Genomic DNA, 23,541 nt, shown 5'->3' on the forward strand with positions numbered 1-23,541 from the left:
TTTATGAGACGATTTTTATCGACCTTCCTGCTGGCGGTCGGCGTTATAACCGCCGCGGCTGCTCCTACGCTGGCCGAGGATGCACCAGCAACTATTCGTTTCGGTGATGTGGGCTTCGGCTTTGGTACGCCGTTCGGCGTCGGCCTTCAGGCGATAGCGGACGCCAAAGGCTTCATCGCGGATGAATTCAAGGGAACTCCCACCAAGATCGAGTTTACCTATTTCACGGGAACGGGTCCAGCGATCAACGAAGCGCTGTCTAACGGTCAACTGGACTTTGCGTCCTATGGTGCGGTTCCCAATATTATTGGGAAGGCCAATGGTCTCGATACCGTCATTCTGGCGTCCTATGGCGGCACCACGATCTTTGGTGCGTCCAGGCCGGACCTTGACATCAAAACGATTGCCGACTTGAAGGGCAAAAAAGTCGCCATCCAGAAGGCAACCATCATTCACTGGGCGTTGATTACCGCTTTGAAGAATGCTGGCTTATCTGAAAAAGATATCACCATCGTCGATCTGAAAAATGCGGACCAGCTTGCGGCTATTGCAGCAAAGAGCGTCGATGCCGTATTCGGTGCAGACTTCCTGCTTCCACTTGAGGATAAAGGTCTGGCCAAGATCTTCTACAAATCCTCTGCGGTTGGCGCGACCGGTGACGGTTTCGGCGCATTCCTCGTCACCGATAAGTTCCGTAAAGCCTATCCGGAAGCAACGCAGAAAGTCGTGACGGGCTTTGTCAAAGCCGCGCAATGGCTGTCGGATGACAAAAACCGGGAAGAGGCATTCAGTATCTGGTCGCGGGCAGGGTCGCCAATAGAGGTCATTCGCAAGTCCAATGAAGGCGGCGAGCTTGGTAAGAAATACAATCCGCGTCTCGATGGGTTCTTTGCGGCGCGTTATCGCAGCGGCATCGACTTCGACAAGCAGCAGAAGCTCATTAGGCATGATATCCATCTCGATACATGGGTCGATAGAAGCTACGTGGACAATGCCGTCAAGACATTGAACCTTCAGTCGTTGTGGCCTGATCGTTTCGCAACGGGTGAACTTCTGAACTGATCGGAGAAAGCTGATGGCGACGTTGGAAGCTGGAGCCGACTTTAGCGTCTCCCGGAGAATGAAAGACGAGCGACTGGCGAAACTGCAGTTTCTCATCAAAAGCTCAGTTCTGGTCTTGACCGGGCCGGTCTGCTTGCTAGTTCTCTGGTGGGCCGCGTCGGCCAACAGCTGGGTTTCGCCGCAGGTACTTCCACGTCCGGATTGGGTCTTTAACACCTTTCTGGATCTTCTGGCGGATGGCGACATATTCTCTGCCGCCATCGTCAGCTTCCAACGCATTGCCGAGGGTTTTCTGATTGGAGCATCTCTCGGCTTGGCGTTCGGTTTCCTGATTGGGAAATCTAAAATCGTAGAGGCCTATCTGGGACCAAGCTTCAGAGCGCTTGCCGCAGTACCCTCACTTGGGTGGCTGCCAATACTGATCCTACTATTCGGCATCGAAGAAAGCGTGAAGATCATCATCCTTTCCAAAGCCTGTTTCGTGCCCATGGCTATCAGTACTGCCGAAGGAGCAAGGGACATTCCTAAAGGGTTCAACGAGGTTGCCGACATTCTCGGCCTTCGTGCGCGTACCCGGTTTTTCAAGCTGACAATCCCGGCTATGGCGCCCTATATCGCGAGCGGCGTCCGGCTTTCGCTCAGTCAGGCATTTGTTTCCCTGATCGTTGTGGAAATGCTCGCGGGCACTGACGGGCTTGGTTACATGATGGTTTGGGGCCGCACGCTTTTCCAGCTCGATATCGTTATTGTTGGCATGATCGTTGTGGGCGTTGTCGGCTTTGCCCTCGACCTTCTCCTGAAGCGGGCGGAAGCGCTGATGCGGAAGGGTAGTCATGTCTAAGGCTGAACGTTCCGCTTTGCGGATTCCTCGTGGCACAGTCGTGCCGCTTGTGGCGGTCGCCGTTTGGTGGGGTGGTGTATCCGCAGGGCTGATCACTGGCCCCATGGCCATTCATCCCTTGCAGGTGCTGGAGGCGCCGTTCTTTGACCCTTCGGGGCGCGAATTGTGGGCGGGGCTTTTGGCAAGCATTGTTCGCGTGATGATCGGTGGCACTATCGGGTGCATTGCTGGGCTTGCACTCGGCTATGTTGTTGGCAGCTACCGCTGGGCCGGTTTGGCGCTTGCACCGTCTATTCATGCCGTGCGTCAGGTTGCGCTCTTTGCCTGGATACCACTGCTGACGGCATGGTTTGGAAATGGTGAGGGCACCAAACTTGTGTTTACCGCTCTCTCGACATTTTTCCCGCTCTTTCTTGCAACAGAGCAGGGTGTGCGGCAGGTGCCGTCCTCGTTGATTGAAGTCGCTGATACATTGAATTTGCGGCGCTGGACCCGCATTCGCCGGCTTTGCCTGCCGTCGGCGCTTCCGAATATCTATGTTGGTTTGCAGATTGCCGCTCTATCGGCCTGGATCGGAACTGTCGGTGCGGAATACGCCATTGGAAATGGTCGTGGATTGGGCAGCTACATTGCCAGCGCGCGCGACCAGTTTCGCATGGACATTGTGATTGTCGGCGTCTTCACCCTGGCAACGGGCGGCGTCTTGCTCGCGTCCATCATTCGCCATGTCACATCGATTATATCGCCCTGGAGCTCAGAGAATTGACGAACGCCCTTTCAATCGAACATGTCAGCAAGTCCTTTGTTCTGGATGGCGCACCTCGCCCGGTGTTGAGGGATATCAATTTTCAGGTCGGGCACAACGAGATCATATCCATTGTCGGTGCGTCTGGCTGCGGAAAGTCCACGTTGCTGCGGCTGATTATCGGACTGGATGGCGACTATCGTGGGTCGATTACACGTGGCGTTTCAACCACAACGGTTCCGGCGAAAACAGGTATGGTTTTTCAGGATCATCGCTTGTACCCGTGGCTAACTATCGAGGGCAATGTCGAGTTGGCTTTCGACAAGTCTGATCTTCCGCCCGCATCCAAGCGCGAAAGAGTACAGCATTACCTCGCGCTCGTTGGTCTCAGTGACTATGCGAAGGCCTATCCGAAGCAGCTTTCAGGCGGGATGGCGCAGCGCGCGGCGATAGCCAGAGCGCTGGCGCAAGAACCCGATATTCTTCTTATGGATGAACCTTTCGGTGCCTTGGATTCCATCCTGCGGATGCGTCTTCAAGATGAACTTTTGTCTATCTGGGAGAAGAACAAGGTCTCCATCATTATCGTCACGCATGATGTGGAAGAAGCACTTTATCTCGCTGACCGTGTTTTGATCATGGAGCCTAATCCCGGTCGGGTGCGTGATGTGTTCGATGTCGGACTACCGCGTCCGCGCGACCGCAGCGCGTCCATATTGGCTGATCTGAAAAAGCGCTGCCTTGCAATGCTGGTTTGAACCGCTGCAGACCTTCTAAATTATGCTTTCCCAAGCTGTCTGAACGCCGCTCTGCACAGTTCCGAATATGAACGGAATCGCTTGACTCGCTCAAAACGATCATTAATGTTCACGTTGGGAGCAGGACATGAGCGAAGCAAGAACACGTTTTCCGCAGGAACGTCACCGGCAGATGATGGACGTCATCGCCGATGCGAAGCGTATTGGCACCTCGGATCTGGCTGGCATCATGGGTGTTTCGCTTCCGACATTGCGTCGTGATCTCATCACGCTGGAACAGGCGGGATTGATCCTGAGAATTCACGGCGGGGTCGTTGCCCGCGGTGCGGGCGAGGGTGTTGCCGAGCCGATGTTTCTGGAAAAGCTGCGCATAAGCCAGAGCGCCAAGGCGCGGATTGGCGAAGCAGCTGCTGCTTATGTTGCCAATAATTCCACCGTTATTCTTGACTCCGGCACGACAGCGCTTTCTGTCGCGCGCGCGCTTGCGGGCAGGGCGATCACGCTTGTAACGATGGACCTGAAGATTGCCGAAGCGGCGGCCGTCGGCGCAACGGAAGTGCATATCATCGGCGGTCGGGTCAGAAATGACTATTATTCGCTCATCGGGGCCTGGGCCACGGAAACGCTACGCCATATCCGCGCCGATTGTTTCTTTCTGTCCGCCGACTGTGTCGATCTTGACGGTGTTTCCACGTCTACCGTCGAGGAAGCAGAAGTGAAACGCGCAGCAATCGTCATTGCGCAAAAGACGATACTTGTCGCCGATCAGCGTAAACTTGGATGCCGCAGTTTTGCGCCGGTTTGTGGGCTGCAGGATTTGAGCGGCTTTATCACCGATATTGGTTTCGAAGGCTCTTTGCAGCCTTATCGCGACCAACTGCCTTTTCTGGAAACCGTATAACGGGCGCCTCGGGGGAGGAACTGAAATGCTAATCGCCAAACACGTTTTCGCCCGCTAAGCGGGCCAAGGCAACCAGCGCAGGGGAGAGCGCCAATGGATGCAAGACAGGACACGACGGGCAATTATCTGAAGGGGCTGGCCGTTCTGGCTATTGCCATCTTTGGAGTGTTGAGCCTGCTCGCGCCGGGCTTTCTAACGGCTGCAAACCTCAATTCAATGGGATTTCAGTTTCCTGAATTCGGGCTGCTTTCGTTGGCCGTTCTGCCGACGATGGTGTCTGGTGGCATAGATCTTTCTGTCGTGGCCACAGCCAATCTCGCCGCTATCGTCGCAGCAGTGATGATGAGGGCAGGACCCGAACTCGCCATCCTCGCCATTCCGGTTGCGCTTCTGATAGGCGTTGCTTGCGGGCTGCTCAACGGCTTTTTGATTGCCTATCTGCGCCTTCCGCCAATTCTGGCTACGCTTGGCACGATGCAGCTGTTCTCCGGGATTGGTATCGTAATTACCGGCGGCCCTGCAATTACGGGCCTGCCACAGTGGTACACAGCCTTTGGCAACTGGTCGGTCGGTGGCGTGGTGCCACTGCCACTCGTCCTGTTTGTAGCCACAGCGCTTCTGTTGGGCTTTCTGCTGAAGAGAACACCGGTTGGTATCCACCTGCGGCTGTTCGGAGCCAATCCCGTCGCGTCCCATTTTGCGGGCACGCGCGAAAAAGGTCTGTTGCTTCGTATCTACGCTATTGCCGGTCTCATCGCATCAATTGCCGGGCTTGTGGTTCTGGCGCGTGTCAATTCCGCCAATGCCGATTATGGTAGCTCCTATCTGCTTCTTGTCATTCTCATCAATATTCTGGCAGGCGTTTCGCCAGCCGGCGGCTTTGGCACCGTGACCGGTGTGACGTTAGCCGTCATCTGTCTCCAGCTCATATCGAGCGGACTGAACTTTCTGTCGTTCAGTGCGTTTTCACGCGATCTGTTCTTTGGTGGCCTGCTTGTGGTCGTCATGTCGGCACGCGTTCTGGCAGGCCGACTTGGCCTTGCGTCCGTTTTCCAAAGAAAGGCCCGTACGGCATGAAAAATCGATTACGTTCAACGCTCGAAGCATTGATGTTGACGCCTGGCCTGTCGGGCCATGAGGATCGCGTACGGCGTCTCATCGCCCGCGATCTGGCTGATTTGCCGCTCGAATTTGCAACCGATCGTCTGGGCAATCTGATTGCAACGATGAAGGGGGATGAAAATGCGCCCTCCGTCATGCTGTTTGCGCATACGGATCAGCTGGGCTTCATCGTGCGCAAGGTCGAGGATAATGGCCTGATCCGTATCGAGCGGTTGGGCGGTATTCCGGAAAAGGCGTTGCCTGCGCAAGCGGTGCTATTTTGTGTCGGCGAAGGGCGCGACGTTCACGGCGTCATTGCGAATAAGAGCCATCATGCCACGCCAGCCGAAGAAAAATACAAGGTTACGCCCTATGCCGAACTTTTCATCGATGTCGGCGCGGAAAGCGCTGCGGATGTAAAGGCGCTCGGCATCGAAATCGGTACGCCGGTGGTCTATGCACCGCGCGTCATCCATCTCAACGAAAATCGCGTTATCGGAACGTCGGTTGACGACCGGGCCGGTTGTGCCGTCGTGATGGAAGTTGCCCGTCAGCTCGCGAAAGGTGGTCCACGACCAACAGTTCATTTTGTTTTCGCGGTTCTGGAAGAGTTCAACCTGCGTGGTGCCATGGTCGCAGCGCAGGCCATCAAACCGGATATCGCCATTCAGCTTGATATCGGGCTCAATGCCGATACGCCGGATATGGCTCATCGCGGTGAAATTCAGTTGGGCGGCGGTCCAGCCATCAGCCTTTACTCTTTCCATGGCCGCGGCACGCTCAATGGAACGATCCCCCATCCGGCACTGCCGAAATTATTCTCCGACGCCGCTGCAAGCGAAGCCATTCCGTTGCAACGCACGGCCCATACAGGCGCATTGACGGATTCGTCTTACGTGCAACTCGTCAATGAGGGCGTTGCCTGTATCGATGTGTGTTTCCCGTGCCGTTATACCCATACGGCGCTTGAAATGTGCGATCTGCGTGATCTTGAAAGTCTCACTGCGCTTCTGGTCGCGGCTATTGGCAGGATCAACAAGGACTTCAGCCTCGACAGGGATCTTTACACCTGATGCGCTATTATCTGGGCATCGACATCGGCACATTTGAATCGAAGGGCGTTCTTTCCGATGAGGAAGGAAGGATCGTCGCTTCTGCCGCACGTCCGCATCGCATGCTGGTTCCACAACCGGGTTGGGCGGAACATGATGCTGAACAAAACTGGTGGGGTGAATTTTGTTCGATCAGTCGTGAATTGATCGAACAAAGTTCAGTGGCGGCCAGCGATATTCGCGCAGTCGCGGCCAGCGGCATTGGCCCATGTATGCTGCCGGTTGATGAAAACGGCGCTCCGCTCATGAAGGCCGTTCTTTATGGTGTCGACACGCGCGCAGCTGTTGAGATAGAGGAACTGACCGCTGAAATCGGGCTTGAACGCCTGATGCGGGAAGGCGGCAATGCGTTGACCTCGCAATCGGTCGGCCCGAAAATCCTTTGGTTGAAGAAGAACCATCCTGATATTTTTGACCGCACGCACAAGTTTCTCAATTCCTCCTCCTTCCTCGTTCACAGGCTGACGGGCAACTATACGATCGATCACTATTCCGCGGCCGGGTTCTCGCCGCTTTATGACGTTGCACGGCAGGACTGGACTGACGATTTTGCCGAACGCATCGTTTCACGTGAGCGGCTGCCCGATCTTCTCTGGACAACCGACATTGCGGGAGCAGTGACACCGCAGGCCGCAGCCGCGACCGGGCTCGCTGTTGGAACGCCTGTGATCACTGGCACCATCGATGCCGCCGCTGAGGCTGTCAGCGTCGGCGTGCAGAAGTCTGGCGAAATGATGGTCATGTATGGCTCGACCATGTTCATCATTCTGGTCACGGATCAACGCATCGCTGATACGCGGCTGTGGTATGCGCCTTGGCTTTTCCGTGGAGAACATGCCTGTATGTCCGGCACGTCGACCAGCGGAACGCTGACGCGGTGGTTTCAGGAGCAGTTCGCTCGCGAGTTGCCCGCCGCCAGCGCCTTGCAAGCACTGGCGGAAGAAGCCGCATCGTCACCGCCCGGCGCAAAAGGGCTTTTCGTACTCCCCTATTTTTCCGGTGAGAGAACACCTGTTCATGATCCGTCAGCACGAGGCATGATTTTCGGTCTCGATCTGACCCATATCCGCGCTGACATTTATCGTGCGCTTCTTGAAGGCGTCGCTTATGGCGTCAACGACATTTTCAATACCTATCACGAAGCACATGCTCCGCTGGAGCGCATCGCTGCTGTGGGCGGTGGTACAAGAAATGCCGTCTGGTCACAGGCCATTTCCGATGTCAGCGAAAAGCTTCAGCTTGTGAGAAGCAAGACTATCGGTGCGGCCTACGGAAACTGTTTTCTGGGGGCGCTTGCGGTGGGCGATGTGGCGAAGGCTGACATTGAACAATGGAACCCGGTGGAGCGGCGCATTGAACCTGATGCGGGGACAAAGCGCGTCTATCAGCAGGGTTTCGATACGTTCAAAAAGCTCTACGAGCGGACAGCCGATCTGATGCGGATCGCATCGGCTTGAAGGGAGGCCGGACGGAGTCACGCGTCCGGAAAGGAATTGGTGAAAGCCGCAGAAGCTTCGCCAGAACACAGCCTGACTGATTGCCGGGGAGGCAAGCAGGGGTAAACCAACGGAGGGAATAACAATGAATATCAGCTTGAGGAAAATGGCAGCCGGTCTTGCCGTCAGCGCAGCTATTGTTGCTGGTGGTGCATTCTATGCGAACGCGCAGGACGCAAAACACACCATCGTCACTGTCGTCAAACTTTCCGGCATTGCCTGGTTCAACCGTATGGAAACCGGCGTGAAGGAATATGCCAAGGAAAGTGGAAACAACGCCACTCAGATCGGACCCGCTTCGGCTGATGCTGCGCTGCAGGTTCAGCTGATCGAAGACCTGATTGCAAAAAAGGTGGACGCGATCACCGTGGTGCCGAATTCCCCGGAAGCTTTGGAGCCCGTGCTCGGCAAGGCTTTGCAGGCCGGGATCAAGGTAATCGGCCACGAAGCATCGAGCATGAAGAATGTCACCTATGACGTCGAAGCTTTCGACAATGGCGCCTATGGCGAACATCTGATGAAGGCGCTGGCCGAAGCGATGGGCGAAGAGGGCGAATATGCGGTATTCGTTGGCCATCTGACGGCAAAGACCCACAATGAATGGGTTGATGCAGCCATTGCCTATCAGAAAGAGCATTATCCGAAGATGAAGCTCGCGACCGACAAGATCGAGAGCAACGAGCAGCAACAGACGGCCTATGCCAAGACCAAGGAACTGTTGAGAACCTATCCGAATCTCAAGGGTATTCAGGGCTCCGCAGGTGAAGATGTCGCCGGTGCGGCGCTTGCGGTCGAGGAAGCGGGTCTTGAGGGCAAGGTCAAGATTGTCGGCACCAGCCTTGTTTCGGTTTCAGGCCCATATCTTGAAAGCGGCACGATCAACATGATCTCGTTCTGGGACCCGGCCAAGGCTGGTATCGCCATGAACAAGCTCGCCGCAATGGCCATTGATGGCAAGGCCGTAACCGATGGCATGGACCTAGGTGTCGAAGGCTACAACAAGGTTCAGCTCAAGGACAAGGTTGTCTATGGCCAGGCTTGGGTCGATGTGACCAAGGAAAATATGGGCAATTACGACTTCTGATCCATGGACAATGGGCCGCCGGGACAACCGGCGGCCTCTATGGGAGAGCTGCATGAGTGATACGCAGAATTCCGGCGCTTTTGTTCTGGAAATGCAGGCTGTTGCCAAGTCTTATGGTCCCGTCCGGGTACTGGAAGATGTGGGTTTAAGCCTGCGACCGGGCGAGGTGCGCTGTCTTGCCGGTGAAAACGGGTCGGGCAAATCGACTTTGATCAAGATATTATCCGGTGTCGTTCGTGCCGACGCCGGGACGGTCACGATTGGCGGCAAGTTCATCGAAAATGACGCAAAAGCCGCTATAGCAGCGGGGCTTTCAGTCATCTATCAGGACTTTGCGCTTTTTCCCAATCTGACTGTTTGGGAGAATGTCAGCTTTCTGGCGGCAGTGACCGAGAACAAGCATTTCTTCAATCGCATGTCTGGACGTAAGCGGGCGATTGAAACGCTTGCACGAATGAAGGTCGATATTGATCCCGATATTCTGGTGGAAAGACTGCCTGTTGCTTCCAAGCAGCTGGTTGCCATTGCACGTGCGCTTGCCAATGATGCGCGCATTATCGTTATGGATGAACCCACCACGGCCTTGACTCGCAGCGAGGTCGCCAAGCTTCTTGATATCGTCTTTGCGCTGAAGGCGGAAGGCGTTGCCTTTCTGTTTGTCAGTCACAAGATCGAGGAAGTTTTTGCTGTTTGCGACAGCGTCACGGTTCTGCGTGATGGTCATGTCGTGGTGGCAGGACCGATAGGTGAATTCGATCCAGCGCGTCTGGTAGAGGCCATGTCCGGTCGACCAATTGACAGCCAGCGTCTGGCGCGTGAGGCGGTTACGCCTTGGGAAGCCATATTCAAAGTGCGTAATCTTGGACGACGCGGCCAGTTTGTCTCGATCAATCTCGATTTGCGCGCGGGCGAAATCATATCCGTTGTGGGCCTTCTGGGGTCAGGGCGAACGGAACTTGCGCTGGCTTTGTTTGGATGTCTTGCGTCGGACGAGGGTCGCATTGAAGACGTGAATGGACCATTGCATCTTACGGCTCCCGCAGACGCGATGGAACACGGCATTGCCTATGTGCCGGAAGATCGACTGACAGAAGGCCTTTTTCTCAATCAGCCGATCCGTGAAAACATCATCGTCTCAAGTCTTGAAGCGGATACTAAAGGTGGCATTGTCAGCGCGTCGAGCCTCACCGAGCGCGCGCGCGAAGCCGTTAAGCGGTTGCGTATCAAGACACCCAGTGTCTTCCCACCTGTGGTGACGCTGTCAGGCGGCAATCAACAGCGTGTCGTTCTGGCGCGATGGATGGAGAGAAAGCCGAAGCTGCTTATCCTCAATGGTCCAACAGTCGGCGTCGATGTCGGCTCCAAACGGGAAATCCACGAACTATTGCTCGCATTGAGCCGTTCGGGAACAGCGGTTCTGGTGGTGACCGACGACATTAGCGAAGCCATTGCACTGTCCGACACGATCAAGGTGATGGTGAAGGGAAGAATTGTGGCCAGTTTCGATGCCGGTGATATCGACGAAGAAACACTCTATCAGGAAGTCATTCGGGAGGACCGGCCATGAACTATTCATTGATCCGGGTGCTCTCGACACCACAGGGTGTCGTCTTTTTGACAGCCGTTGCTTTTGCGATTGTGCTGAGCATTCTCAATCCTGCGTTCTTTTCACCGGCAACGCTGATAGACCTGGCACGTAACTCACTGGTGACCGGAATATTCGCGCTTGGCGTTATGATGGTGCTGGCATCCGGCGGCATTGACGTGTCCTGCACGGCAATCGGCGCCTTTGCGATGTATGCAACGGTAAAAATCGTCATGGGTATTGATATCCATGTTCCGATTATCGCCTATTTCGGACTGGCAGCCCTCATAGGGGCCAGTCTTGGTCTTATCAATGGAATACTGGTCGGTGGACTCGGTCTACCGACGCTTATCGTCACCCTTGGTACAATGAGCCTTTTTCGGGGGGCGTTATTGACCTTCGTCGGGACGGTGTACGTCACGTCAGTGCCGCGTGAAGTTATCAATTTTGCGCGCAGCATTCTGGTGCGGATGGAGAACGCATTGGGCCAGATGGTATCGCTTCCAATGTCATTCTTTGTTCTAGTAGGGGTCGCTGTATTCGTCGCCTTCATCATGAACTTCACGCTGTTCGGGCGCAAAATCTACGCCATCGGCGGTTCTGAAGAAGCTGCCGCTCGTATTGGCATTCGCGTGGGGCGCGTCAAGCTATTGATCTATGTTCTGGCGGGCGCAATTGCTGGTCTGGCTGCCATGACCCATATGACCCTGTCGCGCATGGCTAATCCGTTCGATCTGGTTGGCATGGAGTTGAATGTCATCGCAGCCGTTGTTCTCGGTGGAGCCCGAATAACAGGCGGTCACGGTACAGTGCTCGGGACGCTACTTGGTGTATTTGTCATCACAATGATCAATACAACGCTGTTGATGGCGGGTGTGCCATCCTATTGGCAAAAGGTCGTAATAGGTTGTCTGATTGTGGTGGGTACGGGCTTGCCGATATTGATCGAGCGATTGAGCCGGCATCGGGCGCGTCTGGCGCAGCCTTTGGGAGCGTGATAGGCGTCAATCGCGCGCGGCGAACAGTCACCGCGCGCGATTGTCTTTTTATCAGTCCTTGCGGGCTTTCTTCACGATGTTCATGAATTCCTTGGCGCGTTCCGGATCGACCGCATTCCAGGTGTTACCATCGACCTTCAGCGACGAACCGACAATGCAGCCATCGGCAATCTTGAGGATATCGGCGACGGTTGCATGACGCACGCCCGTATTGGCCAGAACCGCCGTGTTAGGCAGGACCCGCTTGACGGCTTCGAGGTCCGAAACATTGGCGGCTTCACCGGTGATCGTGCCCGACACCAGAACGGCATCCGGAATGGACGAGAAGACTGCCGAACGTGCCCGGTCGGGGAGGGGGCGGCGATCCATTGAATCCGCGAATTCAGCAGATACGTTGTCCAGCATGACAAGATCCGAACGGCCAAGACGATTGCGATAGCGCATCGTTTCACCCGCATTTGGCGTCCATGGCCCCATGTCGGAGGCATAAGTGCCAGTCAGGATTTCGCGCATGAAGGACGCGCCGGTTGCCGTGGCCAAAGCGACCGAGCTTTTGGGGTCCCAGAGAACGTTAACGCCAAAAGGCTTTGCGATTTCACCACGCAGGCGGCCAATGACATAGGCCATGGTCGCCGTGGAAGCGACGTCGACAGCAAGTTCGTATGGACGGTCGTTTTCGTTGCCGAACATGACAGCATCGACATCAGCGTCCTGCAAAGCAGTAAGATCGCGACGCGCTGCCTCGACGATACCTTCGATGCCAGCTTCCGCGTCATAAAGCGGAGCGCCAGGCATCGGGTTAAGATGCACCATCGCGATGATGGGCTTCTTCGTCGGGAAAAGATCAAAAAACTTGCTCATGGTGAACCCCTTTGTTGTGCCGGTCTTCGGTTCAATCCGGAGACGGCGTTAGCTTCGTATTCTTCTTCCGACCTCGGGTCGGTTGATCTTCATGCGGTCTGCACGCTCACATGTGAGCGCGCAGGATTGCCGGTAGCTCTGCGTAGTTATCCAGGTAGTGGTCGATTGGATTTCCGGGCTGTTCAGCCAAACCGTAGCCGACGACCTTCATGCCTGCGGCATGTGCTGAGATTGCTCCGGTCAAACTGTCTTCGATTGCTATCATCTGTGCTGGAGCAAGGCGTAGCCGCTCGGCCGCAGCCAGATAAGGCTCTGGATCAGGCTTGCCATGCAGCACATCGTTGATGCTGATGGAGAAGCGAAGCTTGTCTGCAATTCCAAGCGCGGCGATGTTGGTGTCGACAATATTTCGACCGGAATTTGAGACGCATACCTGCAACAGACCGTATTCCATTGCCGCGTCCATTGCTTGCAGGACGCCCGTGATGGGCCGAAGTTCGCCCGCATGGGCGATGTAATGGTCACGAATGCGTTCGATCCATGGCTCAAAGCTCAAATCGGCTGGCAATCGCGGTTTGACAGCTTCAAAGACAGCATCCATATGGACCCCGCGAAATCGTTCTTCTGGAATATCGCTGAGATCGGTGCCGAAATGCGCCGTGCCGGCCAGAAGTGCCTTATGGTGAAGCGGCTCACTATCTACGAGCGTACCGTCAATATCCCATGCGATGGCTTTGATCGTCATCGTTGTGATTACTCTCTGTAAAGCGGCTTGAGGTTGGTGTAGATTTCGCGGAAACGTTGGTAACCGCTGTTGTAAGTCACTGCATTTTCAGGCCGTGGCTGGATGAGATCGCCATTTTCAACGAAGGCGGCAATTCCCGCCCAGCCGTCTACGGCGTTTGCGCCCACAGCCGCCGCCCAGGCTGCGCCTAATGATGAGCCTGGATGCCCTTTGAGCTGACGAATTGGAGCCTGAAGCACGTCCGCCATGATCTGCATCCAGACGCGGCTGTTCGCGCCGCCGTCAGAAGCGAGATATTGCTTGGGGTGGTGTCCCATATCCTGAAGCACCTCGATATGGTGGCGTGCAGCATAGGCATAGGCCTCAAGCAATGCCCGCCAAACATGGCCGACCTTGTGATTGAGACTAAGACCGGTAATGGTGCCTCGGGCAAAAGGGTCATGGATAGGCGTCTTCTCGCCAAGAAAATACGGAACAATCGCCACGCCGTCAGCGCCCGCATCGATTTTCGCGGCAAGCGTATCGAGATGCTGGTGCAAGCTTAAACCCGCATCAACTGCAGCTTGCTTTTCGCCGCCTGCAAAGTTCTCGGCAAACCAGTTGAGCCCGGAACCGCCGGTCGACATGCAGCCATTCGGCATATAAAGCCCCGGTACCAGATGGTAGTCGAGGAACATGCGCGGATCTGGCGCTGCCTTTGCGGTCGCAACCAGAATGTCCAGCGCGCCGCCAAATTTGAGCAGTACCTGACCTTCTTGCGAAACACCTGCCGCAAGCGCTGAGGCAATCATATCGGCAGCGCCGCCGACGACCGGTGTCCCCTCTGCAAGGCCCGTGGAGAGGGCAGCGGATTTCGTTATCGTTCCCATGACCGCATGAGATGAGACCTTCGCTGGAACGACCGACAAAGGCAGGTGGGTGAGCGCGATCAACTCCGGGGACAACTCGTTGGTTGCGATGTCGACAAAACCAGCTTCCAGAGCCCAGTTTTGTTCAATCCGCCGTTCTCCGGTCAGTTTCCAGTTAATGTAATCATAGGAGCCGAAAACGGTTGCGATCTTGGCAAAGACCTCTGGTTCGTGCCGTTCGATCCAGCGCAGCTTGGTGGCGACAAGCTGCTGGTTTATGCCGTTGCCAGCCTTGGCAATGAATTCAACTTCCTCGATTTCACTGCGCAGTTCCGCGACCTCAGCGGCGACACGTCCATCGCTTTGCTGAATGCTCGGTCGAAGCACAGCACCATTCTCGTCAAGGAGAACAACTGCAGGCAGCATACCAGTGACGCCAACGCCTACAATCTCGGTGGTTGAGATGCCGGCTGCACCAATCAGCTCTTGAATGATGGCACAGCAATTGCTCCACCATTGTTCCGGGTCTTCTTCAGCCCAACCGGGCTGACGCGACGTCAGGGTAACGGGTCGCGATGTGATGCCGAGCACTTCGTCCGGAAGTCGCACGAGAATGCCGATTGTAGAGGTGGTGCCGATATCAAGACCTAGAACGCAGCTCATGGAAATTTCCGGTCAAATGCCTGTAACTGGGGGAGCGATAATGATCTCGACATTCGCTCTGGAAAGCGCGCTGGCGATATTCGGAGGAGGGGCCGCGTCGCTGATCAAGGTGTCGATTTCGTCGAGATCGGCGATCCTGATGAGGGACATATGGTTGAACTTGGCGCTATGGCAGAGAAGCACCTTGCGATTGGCGCGGCGCAGGTAAACCCGCTTCAGGTCACTGTCTTCCGGCGAATAATCGAAGAGACCATCTGCCGTAATGCCCGAAACGCCAATAAAGGCGATATCAAACCACAGGCGCTCGAACTCATCGCAGGCCGACTTGCCGCAGATGGAAAGCTCTTCACCGCGGATCTGACCCGCAGGGACATAGACTTCGCGTTGTGCGCCGCCGAGAAGCTGCGCGGTCCGGAGGCTGGATGTAAAAAACTTGACGCCCACGGTGTCACACAAGGCTTCGGCGAGAAGATAAGTGGTCGAACCGACATCAAGCGCGACGCTCATGCGGCGTTCAACAAGCTCCAGTGCCTTGGCAACGATGCTCATCTTTTCGGGGTTGTGTTCACGCAGGCGGGCTGAAAAAGCAGGTTCCTCGCGGTCGAGAAAAGGCTCCGGCGCGTCCTCGTCGATAACCGCTCCGCCATGGGTTCGAACAAGCAGGCCATCGCGCTCCAGTTCAACGAGATCACGGCGAATGGTCATTTCAGAGACGCCAAGTTCAGCAGCGATATCAACAACCTGGAGGAATCCACGCTTGCGTGCGGCGTCGACGAGATGGGCATGGCGAACGCGGGCAGGCAGCCGTTTTGCTTCTGCTGGCTGGATGTCCTTTTGCTTGTCCGTCATACTTTCCTCCGGTGGTTCGACCAGACATTCAACTTATTCATTAGGAGAAGGATCGAACAAAATCAATCTCAAAAAAACATAAACGAACATAATTTTATGTATTGCCAACATAATCAAACAGTGAATATGCTTTTTCGTGATCGATAACATTCGTTCCGAGGGTGAACAAAATGACCAACGCTGCAATGCCGGGCAAACTGGCCAGCGAACTGAACGGAAAGCGCGCCATTGTGACGGGGGCTGCTTCCGGCATAGGCAAAGCGATAGCGCGTGCATTGGCGCGCCATGGCGTTCGTATCGCAATTGCCGATATCAACGGTGATGCTGCGAAACGCGCAGCAAGCGAACTTGGCGGGGATGCTGTCGGACTGGCGATGGACGTCAGCCAGCGCGCATCCGTCGAGGCGGGTTTCGAAGCTCTGATCGCCCAATGGGGTGGTCTTGATATTGTCGCGGCAAATGCCGGTGTTTCCACGATGAACCGTGCTGTCGACCTCACTGACAAAGAGTGGAACTTCAATTTCGACGTGAACACACGTGGCGTGTTTCTGACCAATCAGATTGCCGCCCGCTATTTTCTCGCCAGCGACACCAAGGGCGTGATCGTCAATACGGCATCGCTCGCCGCCAAGATTGGGGCACCGCTTCTGGCCCATTATTCAGCAAGCAAATTTGCAGTTCTTGGTTGGACACAAGCACTGGCGCGTGAACTCGCGCCGAATGGAATTCGCGTGAACGCAGTTTGTCCCGGTTTCGTCAAAACCTCCATGCAATCGCGCGAAGTGGAATGGGAAGCAGAACTGCGCGGCATTACACCTGAACAGGTCATTGCCGATTATGTATCGCAGACTCCGCTGGGTCGTCTCGAAGAACCGGAAGATGTCGCTGAAGTGGTTGTGTTCCTCTGCTCGGATGGCGCGCGCTTTATGACCGGACAAGGCATCAATGTGACCGGCGGCGTCTATACGACCTAGTGCAGACAAGGCGCTTCACGCCAGATGTGAGGCGCCCACGAACAAGAATGGCTGACAAAGTGCAGTCACCTCCAGGGGAATAACGGCGGCCGGCTAAAAATGGCCCGTGTCGCTGATCGTGCAGAAGGGTAGACCTGAATGGCGTCGATCGAACTAGAACACGTCTCCAAACTATACGCCAATGGCGCCTATGGGGTGCGTGATGTCGATCTCAAGATCGAGGACGGCGAGTTTGTAATTTTTCTCGGACCATCTGGTTGCGGGAAATCGACGACATTGCGCATGATAGCAGGGCTGGAGGGCATCACCTCCGGCGACCTGCGTATTGGCGGTAAATCCGTGACGCGGCTCCCGCCAAAAGATCGCAATGTTGCGGTCGTGTTTCAATCCTATGCACTCTATCCGCATATGAGCGTGCGGCAGAATATGGGCTTCGGTCTCAAGATGCGTGGCGTGCCCGCTGCCGAGATTGCAGCCAAGGTTTCCGATGCTGCCAATATGCTGGGGCTGAACAAATATATTGATCGCAAACCTGCCGCACTGTCCGGCGGGCAGCGCCAGCGCGTTGCGCTTGGCCGGGCGATTGTCCGCGAGCCCAACGCCTTTCTTCTCGACGAACCGCTTTCAAACCTTGATGCACAATTGCGCGCAGAAATGCGGCTGGAACTGGTCAAGCTGCATCGCAGGCTTGGCAAGACCATCATCCATGTGACGCACGATCAGGTCGAGGCCATGACCATGGGAGATCGCATCTGTATCATGCGCGACGGTGTGATGGTTCAGGTGGGGGCTCCTCTGGAGGTTTATGCCAATCCTGCGGATACGTTTGTTGCAAAGTTTCTGGCGACACCGCCGATGAATCTCATCCCTGTGCAACTAACGCCATCTGACGATGGCGAGTTGCAGGCAAAGGGCGATGGTGTCGATATTCGCATTCCAGCGATGCATAAGCCGCATTATGCGGCCAGCAGCGGCAAACCGCTTCTGTTAGGCATCAGGCCTGAAGACATCTACGAAGCCCAGAACAATCCCGATTGGCAACCGCTCGATCTGACTGTCGTTGCGGTCGAAAAACTGGGCGTCGAGACGGTCGTCATCGGGCAGATTGGAAACGACAAACCGCTGGAACTGAATGCCCGCGTGAGCCGCCACTTTACCGCTGAAGTCGGGCAAAAGGTACGGTTGTTCATCGATACCAAACCGATGCATCTCTTTGATGCCCAGACGGAAAAGGTCATCAAACGACCACCGTTAGAACCCGGCCTTGTGACGGTCTAGGAGACGGTGATGCGCAAGATAGTCATCCATACGGGCCTTTTCATCGTATCGCTTGCGATCCTGTTACCATTGCTGTGGACTCTTCGAACAAGCTTTGTTCCGGAGCAGATGGCCTATTCCACCGAACTGATGCCTCAGTTCACCTTTCAGAACTATGTGGATCTGTTCACGCAAAAGCGCTTTGGCGTCTATTACCTCAACAGTCTGATTGTGGCGACGGGCTCTGTGCTACTCGCGCTGCCCTTTGCGGCAATGACGGGCTATGCCTTTGCGCGCTTCAAGACCGGCGGTCCGCTGGCCCGTTTCACCGTGCTTGCCACTCAGATGCTTCCGCCAGTGGCTATTGTCTTGCCAGCCTTCATGCTGTTCCGCTCAGTGGGCATGACCAATTCTGTGCTCGGCCTGACGATTGCTTATGCTGCAATCAATCTGCCGTTCCTGATTTGGATTCTCATGGGTTTCTTCGAGGGTATTCCTGTCGATCTGGAATGGGCAGCGCAGACAGATGGCGCCAGCGCCTGGGGTGCGTTCTGGCGTATTGTCGTGCCTGTTTCTCTGCCCGGTATCGCAGCGGCAGGTGTGCTGGGCTTCATCCTTGCCTGGAACGAATTCCTGTTTGCTCTGGTGCTAAGCGGCCCGGCGACAGCGACCGTGCCTGTCGGTCTTGCCTCTCTACAGACCTCCAACGGGGTTCAGATTGCGAAAGTGGCGGCGGGCGTCATTCTGGCCATTTTGCCGCTCGTGATCGCATCGCGTTTCATCCAGCGCTTCATCGTGCAGGGGCTCACATTCGGCAGCGTCAAATGACGCCAAGATAAATTGCATGCAGGTAAACATAACAAAGGGAACCACGAAAATGCTGAAATATGGGAACAAATTATTGGCGAGCGTCAGCCTGCTTCTTCTGGCGGGTGCGGGATACGCACACGCGGAAACCGTTACGCTGCGCGCACTGATGGAAGATGTGCCCGAAACGCACATCATTGAAAAACTGCTGCCGGACTTCGAGAAGGAAACCGGCATCAAGGTGGAATTTGAAAAAGTGGGCTATGGCGACATGCATGACAAGCTCGCCACGCAGCTTGTCTCGCCGGAAAGCTATTACAATCTCCTTGAGGTAGATTTTCTATGGGCGGGCGAATTTCCCGCTGCCGGTTGGTTGACTGATCTGAAGCCTCTTGCCGAACGCGACAAGCTTGATCTGTCCGAATTTATCCCCTCAACACTCGATCTGCTTGGCCGGACCGACCAGGCCATGCCGATCCTGCCGATGTACAACTACTCGATGGGAATGCTTTATCGAAAAGACCTGCTGGACGATCCAAAGCTCAAGGAAGCCTATAAAAGCGAGTTCAATGCCGAGCTGAAGAAGCCAGAAACGCTTGAAGACTATGTGCAGGTCGCCAAATTCATGAAGGCGAAGGCAAATGTTGCGGGCACGGCCATGCAGGGCCAGCGTGGCGATCCGAACAGCATGGAGTTCTCCAACTACCTGTTCTCGGCAGGTGGCGGCTATCTCGACAAGGACCGCAAGGTTACGCTCGACAGCCCGGAAGCCGTCAAGGCGCTTACGCTTTATGTCGATGCGATCAAGAATGCGGCGCAACAAGGCGCACTGTCGGCCACATTGGATGATACGATGCGCCTCATGTGCAGCGGCGAAGCTTTCAGCATGGTCACCTATTGGTGGATGCTGCCTCAGATGGACAATGCCGAAAAGTGCCCGAATGTTGCTGGCAAGGTCGGTCTTTCCGTGATGCCGGGTGGCCACGGCGAAAGCGGTGGCTGGGGTTGGGGCATTCCGAAGAACACATCACCAGAAGCACAGGAAGCAGCCTGGACTTTCATCAAGTGGGTGCAGAGCAAAAAGATCGGCGTCGCACGCGCGCTTGAGGGCCATGCGCCTGTCAGCGAAGCTGTCTACAAGGACGCCGACGTCTTGAAGAAGTACCCGTTCTATGAACAGGCTCTGGATGTTGTCGCTTCTGGAAAGTCGTTCCCGATATTCGCCTATTCGGCGCAGTATGAAGATGTTCTCGGCACGCAAGTATCGCAGGCGGCAGGCGGCGAGATTGCGCCGGACGCAGCCATAAAGGCAGCCGCTTCCGGTCTGGAAGACCTTCTCAAGAAATAATGCTTTGCCGCCCTCCCTGTTGAAGGGAGGGCGGCAGAAAATTTTCAGTTTCATCCCGGCGGCATTCTAGGAAACATTCGTATGTCCACGTCCACCACTGCAATCGACCGAACCTGGAAAACCGGCTGGGCGTTTTCCTTGCCAGGATTACTGACACTTGCAGTCGTCATGGGGCTGCCGCTTCTGTATGCCGTTCTCATGTCGATTTCCTCGATGACACTGATGCGGCCATCGCTGTTACCGTTCACGGGCTTTGAAAACTACGCGCGGATCATGAGCAATGCGCAGTTCTGGAGTTCACTATGGCTGACAGTCAAATACTCGATCGTCACCGTGGTTGCCGAGTTTATACTCGGGTTGGGGATTGCGCTCATGCTGAACGCGGTCGTGAAAACCAAACCCATCTACTTCGCAATCCTGACCATACCGATGGCCATGTCTCCGGTAAGTGTCGCCCTTATCTGGCGTATGCTGCTGCAGCCCAATCTGGGTATCGTGAACCACATGATGGAGACCATAGGTCTGCCAAGGCTTGACTGGCTTGGCTCGTCCGACCTCGCGCTCTGGTCTATGGCAGCCATCGATATCTGGCAGCAAACATCCTTTGTCGTGCTTATCCTTGCGGCTGGACTGGCTTCGTTGCCGCGCGATCCTTACGAGGCGGCGGAAGTAGACGGCGCTGGCAAGATCGAACAGTTCTGGTACTTGACGCTGCCGATGTTGCGTCCCGTTGCGGCTATCGCCATCATCATCCAGCTGATCAATGAGTTCCGCACGTATGATCTGACTTATGTTCTCACTAAGGGTGGCCCCGGCACGTCGACGGAAGTCTTGAGCTTCTTCGCCTATAGACAGGCGTTTCTTGGACTCTCCCTCAACGAGGGTTCGGCAGCAGCATTCATCCTGCTTCTGATCGTGCTCGTCATAACAATTGTCTTCTTCTGGGTCCTAGAAAACAGACAGTTTCGGGACGTCGGCTAACCCTTAGCAAGACTATGCTGTTTCAGCCTTACTTCATTTCGGGCAGAAGCAACCGCTCAGAGCACCAGGTCCAAACGGCATCGACCGCCTTTCTCGGTGAGGTTGAGCGTTTGCGGATAAGGTAATAATCTGGTTCTATCATGATTGTAGGCTCGGCCACTTGCACCAGTCGTCCGGTCGCCAGGTCGGACGCAACGAAGGCTCTACATGCGAGAGCGACGCCTTGACCGGCGAGAGCAGCATCCAGTGCAAGTGCTGTCTGGTTGAACATCGCACCTGGCAGTTTTCCTTTTGAGCCAAGAAGCTCGGGCCAGTGATTATGCGCATCGTGCAGAAGCGGCATTTCCCGAAGCTGTTCGCTTGTCAGTGGCAAAGACCTACCGTCGATGAGATAGGGGCTGGCAACAGCTACCAGTTCCTGACGAAACAACAGTTTTGCATCAAGCGTAGACGGGAAAGGCGGCCGCGTGAGGCGCACCGCAATGTCCACATTGTCCCGGTCAAAATCGGAAACCGCCTCCGTCGCAACGGTGCGCAATTCCACGCCTGCGAGATCTGCATGAAGTCTGGCCAGTCGTGGAATAAGAAGTTTCGCCGCGACAGTCGGCGTAACGCTAATCGTAACCGTCTCCGGTCTGTCCAGAAGCCGTCCGGTGGCGTCTCCAAGCGTATCGAAGGCACGGGTCACATCCGCCAGATAGTTCGCACCTTGCGTCGTCAGGGCTAATCCACGTGGCAGGCGATGAAAAAGCGTCAGGCCGAGATGATCCTCCAACGCACGGACTTGTTGTGCAACAGCGCCTTGCGTGACACGCAATTCGTCCGCTGCGGCGCGGAAATTCAGCCTGCGGCCCGAAGCTTCAAAGGCGCGCAGGGCATTTAATGGAGGCAATTTGCGGCGTGACGGGTTCATGGATTAGCCTGTAGATTTTCTACAGTATAATGCGTTTCTTTCTGGCGCGAAAGTCTTATCAAAATTTGGCATAGTGTGCTCAAGATCGAAACAAAGGAGCCTTTGATGTCTGGAGAAAAAGTTGCAATCATCACCGCTGGCGGTTCCGGCATGGGCGCTGCGGCTGCACGAAAGCTGGCACAGGACGGATATCGCGTAGCGATCTTGTCTTCGTCCGGCAAGGGCGAAGCGCTGGCGCAGGAATTGGGCGGCGTGGGCGTCACCGGCTCAAATCTGGTCAATGACGATGTGAAGCGACTTGTCGATCTGGCGATGGACAAGTGGGGCAGGGTGGATGCACTGGTTAATTCTGCCGGTCATGGTCCGCGTGCGCCGATCCTTGAGCTGACCGACGAAGACTGGCACAAGGGCATGGAGGTTTACTTCCTGAGCGCCGTGCGCCCGATCCGTCTGGTAACGCCGATTATGGAAGCACAGGGCGGCGGCGCTATCGTCAATATTTCGACGGCATGGGCCTCGGAGCCTTCGGCTATGTTTCCGACTTCGGCAACATTCCGGGCGGGTCTGGCCAGCTTCACCAAGATCTTCGCGGATAACTATGCCGCCAAGAACATCCGTATGAACAATGTGCTGCCCGGCTGGATCGACAGTCTTCCGTCTACTGATGAGCGGCGCGACAGCGTGCCGATGAATCGCTATGGCACGGCAGAGGAAATCGCCGCGACGATCGCGTTTCTGGTGTCTGATGGGGCAGGTTACATCACCGGGCAGAACCTTCGCGTTGACGGTGGTGTGACCCGTTCCGTTTGATCGGTTCTTGTTTGGAACAATCAAGAAGCGGTGTCGGTCATTGGGCCAGCGCCGCTTTTTATCATATGGAGTGACATAGAATGGAACCTATCGAGGAAGTGGAACTTGCTGCTTGGGCCGAGCTTGAAGCGGCGGCGTCTTCTCCGGAATCCTGCTTCCGTTATGTGAATCTCTGTTCGGTTGATGCCGAAAACCTCCCTCAGGCGCGAATGGTTGTGCTTCGGCGAACCGACGTGACCAAACGGATGCTTGAATTCCACACGGATACACGCAGTGCCAAATGGCGTGAATTTGGCGCGCATCCTTATGCGACCTTGCTCGGTTACTGTTCACAGACGCGTTTGCAGCTTCGATTGCAGGGAACGGTAGAGCTTCACGCGCCGGGTAGCCCAGTTGCCGAAACAGCTTGGGAAATGCTCCCTGCTAGGACGCGTGCGACCTATGCAGGAGGCCCACCCGGAGATGAGCTTGCCTTTGTAACTGACGAGCAGCCCTTTGTATCGGAACTTGCAGACGGTGCTGACGGTAAAGAGCACTTCGGCGTGCTGGCTTTCCGCGCCGACACATTGGATTGGTTTCAGCTTCGGCGGGAGAGCAATCGCAGGGCGCGATTCAGCTATGACCCTGCTGGCGTGGTCATGGCCTCTGAATGGATCAACCCTTGATACGAAACTACCTCGCTTGCAAGTTGCACTTCAAGCTTGAACCCACCCCTGTTATACAATTTGTTTTAGCAAGTTAAGGATGCGACAGCGCCAGCAAGATAGAAATGCGACAGGCGCGCACGCTCAGCCCCCATTCC

At 55.5% G+C, this 23,541-nt stretch carries 23 protein-coding genes; 18 read left to right on the forward strand and 5 right to left on the reverse strand.

The genetic code is table 11. The annotated features are described in order from the left end of the window. Positions 1-3: 3 nt before the first annotated feature. The 11 genes from HWD97_RS15980 (at position 4) to HWD97_RS16030 (ending at position 11,683) form a co-directional block, all read left to right on the forward strand. The gene (locus HWD97_RS15980; RefSeq protein ID WP_371835254.1) at positions 4-1,062 is read left to right on the forward strand and encodes an ABC transporter substrate-binding protein; all 1,059 of its coding nucleotides are present in this window, start codon (positions 4-6) and stop codon (positions 1,060-1,062) included. Between the two features lie 13 nt (positions 1,063-1,075). Next, positions 1,076-1,903: an ABC transporter permease gene (locus HWD97_RS15985; protein WP_124915466.1), complete on the forward strand. Its 828-nt coding sequence runs from the start codon at positions 1,076-1,078 to the stop codon at positions 1,901-1,903. Next, on the forward strand, positions 1,896-2,669 hold the full coding sequence (locus HWD97_RS15990) for an ABC transporter permease (RefSeq protein ID WP_235858935.1): 774 nt from the start codon (positions 1,896-1,898) through the stop codon (positions 2,667-2,669). Before HWD97_RS15985 ends, HWD97_RS15990 begins: the two co-directional genes overlap by 8 nt. Next, positions 2,666-3,406, forward strand: coding sequence for an ABC transporter ATP-binding protein (locus HWD97_RS15995; RefSeq protein ID WP_109365986.1), 741 nt, complete (start codon positions 2,666-2,668; stop codon positions 3,404-3,406). The genes HWD97_RS15990 and HWD97_RS15995 overlap by 4 nt, the downstream gene beginning before the upstream one ends. A 127-nt stretch (positions 3,407-3,533) precedes the next feature. After that, complete coding sequence (locus tag HWD97_RS16000) at positions 3,534-4,307, forward strand: DeoR/GlpR family DNA-binding transcription regulator (protein ID WP_124915467.1); 774 nt, start codon at positions 3,534-3,536, stop codon at positions 4,305-4,307. Between the two features lie 93 nt (positions 4,308-4,400). Further along, positions 4,401-5,384 carry an ABC transporter permease gene (locus HWD97_RS16005; protein ID WP_113534276.1) on the forward strand — a complete coding sequence of 328 codons (984 nt, stop codon included), beginning with the start codon at positions 4,401-4,403 and terminating at the stop codon, positions 5,382-5,384. Next, positions 5,381-6,481 (forward strand): M42 family metallopeptidase, encoded by a 1,101-nt coding sequence (locus tag HWD97_RS16010; protein WP_124915469.1) that lies wholly within the window; start codon positions 5,381-5,383, stop codon positions 6,479-6,481. Before HWD97_RS16005 ends, HWD97_RS16010 begins: the two co-directional genes overlap by 4 nt. After that, complete coding sequence (locus HWD97_RS16015; protein ID WP_124915470.1) at positions 6,481-7,977, forward strand: FGGY-family carbohydrate kinase; 1,497 nt, start codon at positions 6,481-6,483, stop codon at positions 7,975-7,977. The genes HWD97_RS16010 and HWD97_RS16015 overlap by 1 nt, the downstream gene beginning before the upstream one ends. A 124-nt stretch (positions 7,978-8,101) precedes the next feature. After that, positions 8,102-9,100 carry an autoinducer 2 ABC transporter substrate-binding protein gene (locus HWD97_RS16020; protein ID WP_209445980.1) on the forward strand — a complete coding sequence of 333 codons (999 nt, stop codon included), beginning with the start codon at positions 8,102-8,104 and terminating at the stop codon, positions 9,098-9,100. Positions 9,101-9,152: 52 nt separating this feature from the next. Further along, positions 9,153-10,667, forward strand: a complete 1,515-nt coding sequence (locus tag HWD97_RS16025; RefSeq protein ID WP_371835255.1) for a sugar ABC transporter ATP-binding protein — start codon at positions 9,153-9,155, stop codon at positions 10,665-10,667. Continuing rightward, on the forward strand, positions 10,664-11,683 hold the full coding sequence (locus HWD97_RS16030; RefSeq protein ID WP_283735290.1) for an ABC transporter permease: 1,020 nt from the start codon (positions 10,664-10,666) through the stop codon (positions 11,681-11,683). The genes HWD97_RS16025 and HWD97_RS16030 overlap by 4 nt, the downstream gene beginning before the upstream one ends. A 51-nt stretch (positions 11,684-11,734) precedes the next feature. Here HWD97_RS16030 and HWD97_RS16035 read toward each other — a convergent pair whose 3' ends face one another. From HWD97_RS16035 to HWD97_RS16050, 4 genes are all read right to left on the reverse strand, one after another. Continuing rightward, complete coding sequence (locus HWD97_RS16035) at positions 11,735-12,544, reverse strand: BtpA/SgcQ family protein (RefSeq protein ID WP_109365979.1); 810 nt, start codon at positions 12,542-12,544, stop codon at positions 11,735-11,737. A gap of 106 nt (positions 12,545-12,650) precedes the next feature. Continuing rightward, the gene (locus HWD97_RS16040; RefSeq protein ID WP_109365978.1) at positions 12,651-13,289 is read right to left on the reverse strand and encodes an HAD family phosphatase; all 639 of its coding nucleotides are present in this window, start codon (positions 13,287-13,289) and stop codon (positions 12,651-12,653) included. An 8-nt stretch (positions 13,290-13,297) separates the two neighbouring features. Beyond that, positions 13,298-14,800 carry an FGGY-family carbohydrate kinase gene (locus HWD97_RS16045; RefSeq protein WP_371835256.1) on the reverse strand — a complete coding sequence of 501 codons (1,503 nt, stop codon included), beginning with the start codon at positions 14,798-14,800 and terminating at the stop codon, positions 13,298-13,300. A gap of 12 nt (positions 14,801-14,812) precedes the next feature. Next, entirely contained in the window at positions 14,813-15,649 is an 837-nt protein-coding gene (locus tag HWD97_RS16050; RefSeq protein ID WP_078337100.1) for a DeoR/GlpR family DNA-binding transcription regulator, read from the reverse strand. Positions 15,650-15,819: 170 nt separating this feature from the next. On the opposite strand from HWD97_RS16050, the gene HWD97_RS16055 reads away from it, so the two are divergent. The 5 genes from HWD97_RS16055 to HWD97_RS16075 all read left to right on the forward strand — a co-directional run bounded on the left by HWD97_RS16055 (position 15,820) and on the right by HWD97_RS16075 (position 21,016). After that, entirely contained in the window at positions 15,820-16,623 is an 804-nt protein-coding gene (locus HWD97_RS16055) for an SDR family NAD(P)-dependent oxidoreductase (protein ID WP_235858937.1), read from the forward strand. A gap of 138 nt (positions 16,624-16,761) precedes the next feature. Beyond that, positions 16,762-17,901, forward strand: coding sequence for an ABC transporter ATP-binding protein (locus tag HWD97_RS16060; RefSeq protein ID WP_371835257.1), 1,140 nt, complete (start codon positions 16,762-16,764; stop codon positions 17,899-17,901). A gap of 9 nt (positions 17,902-17,910) precedes the next feature. Beyond that, on the forward strand, positions 17,911-18,708 hold the full coding sequence (locus tag HWD97_RS16065) for a carbohydrate ABC transporter permease (RefSeq protein WP_078337097.1): 798 nt from the start codon (positions 17,911-17,913) through the stop codon (positions 18,706-18,708). Between the two features lie 49 nt (positions 18,709-18,757). Next, on the forward strand, positions 18,758-20,035 hold the full coding sequence (locus tag HWD97_RS16070; RefSeq protein ID WP_171317676.1) for an ABC transporter substrate-binding protein: 1,278 nt from the start codon (positions 18,758-18,760) through the stop codon (positions 20,033-20,035). A gap of 81 nt (positions 20,036-20,116) precedes the next feature. After that, positions 20,117-21,016, forward strand: coding sequence for a carbohydrate ABC transporter permease (locus HWD97_RS16075; RefSeq protein WP_371835258.1), 900 nt, complete (start codon positions 20,117-20,119; stop codon positions 21,014-21,016). 28 nt (positions 21,017-21,044) lie between these two features. Here HWD97_RS16075 and HWD97_RS16080 read toward each other — a convergent pair whose 3' ends face one another. Further along, entirely contained in the window at positions 21,045-21,929 is an 885-nt protein-coding gene (locus HWD97_RS16080) for a LysR substrate-binding domain-containing protein (protein ID WP_121537889.1), read from the reverse strand. Between the two features lie 105 nt (positions 21,930-22,034). On the opposite strand from HWD97_RS16080, the gene HWD97_RS16085 reads away from it, so the two are divergent. Together HWD97_RS16085 and HWD97_RS16090 are read left to right on the forward strand one after the other, a co-directional pair. After that, on the forward strand, positions 22,035-22,739 hold the full coding sequence (locus tag HWD97_RS16085) for an SDR family oxidoreductase (protein WP_078337470.1): 705 nt from the start codon (positions 22,035-22,037) through the stop codon (positions 22,737-22,739). A gap of 80 nt (positions 22,740-22,819) precedes the next feature. After that, positions 22,820-23,404: a pyridoxamine 5'-phosphate oxidase family protein gene (locus HWD97_RS16090; protein WP_283735295.1), complete on the forward strand. Its 585-nt coding sequence runs from the start codon at positions 22,820-22,822 to the stop codon at positions 23,402-23,404. Positions 23,405-23,541: the final 137 nt, after the last annotated feature.

Source organism: Ochrobactrum sp. C6C9 (genome assembly GCF_022627935.1).
GTDB lineage: Bacteria > Pseudomonadota > Alphaproteobacteria > Rhizobiales > Rhizobiaceae > Brucella > Brucella teleogrylli.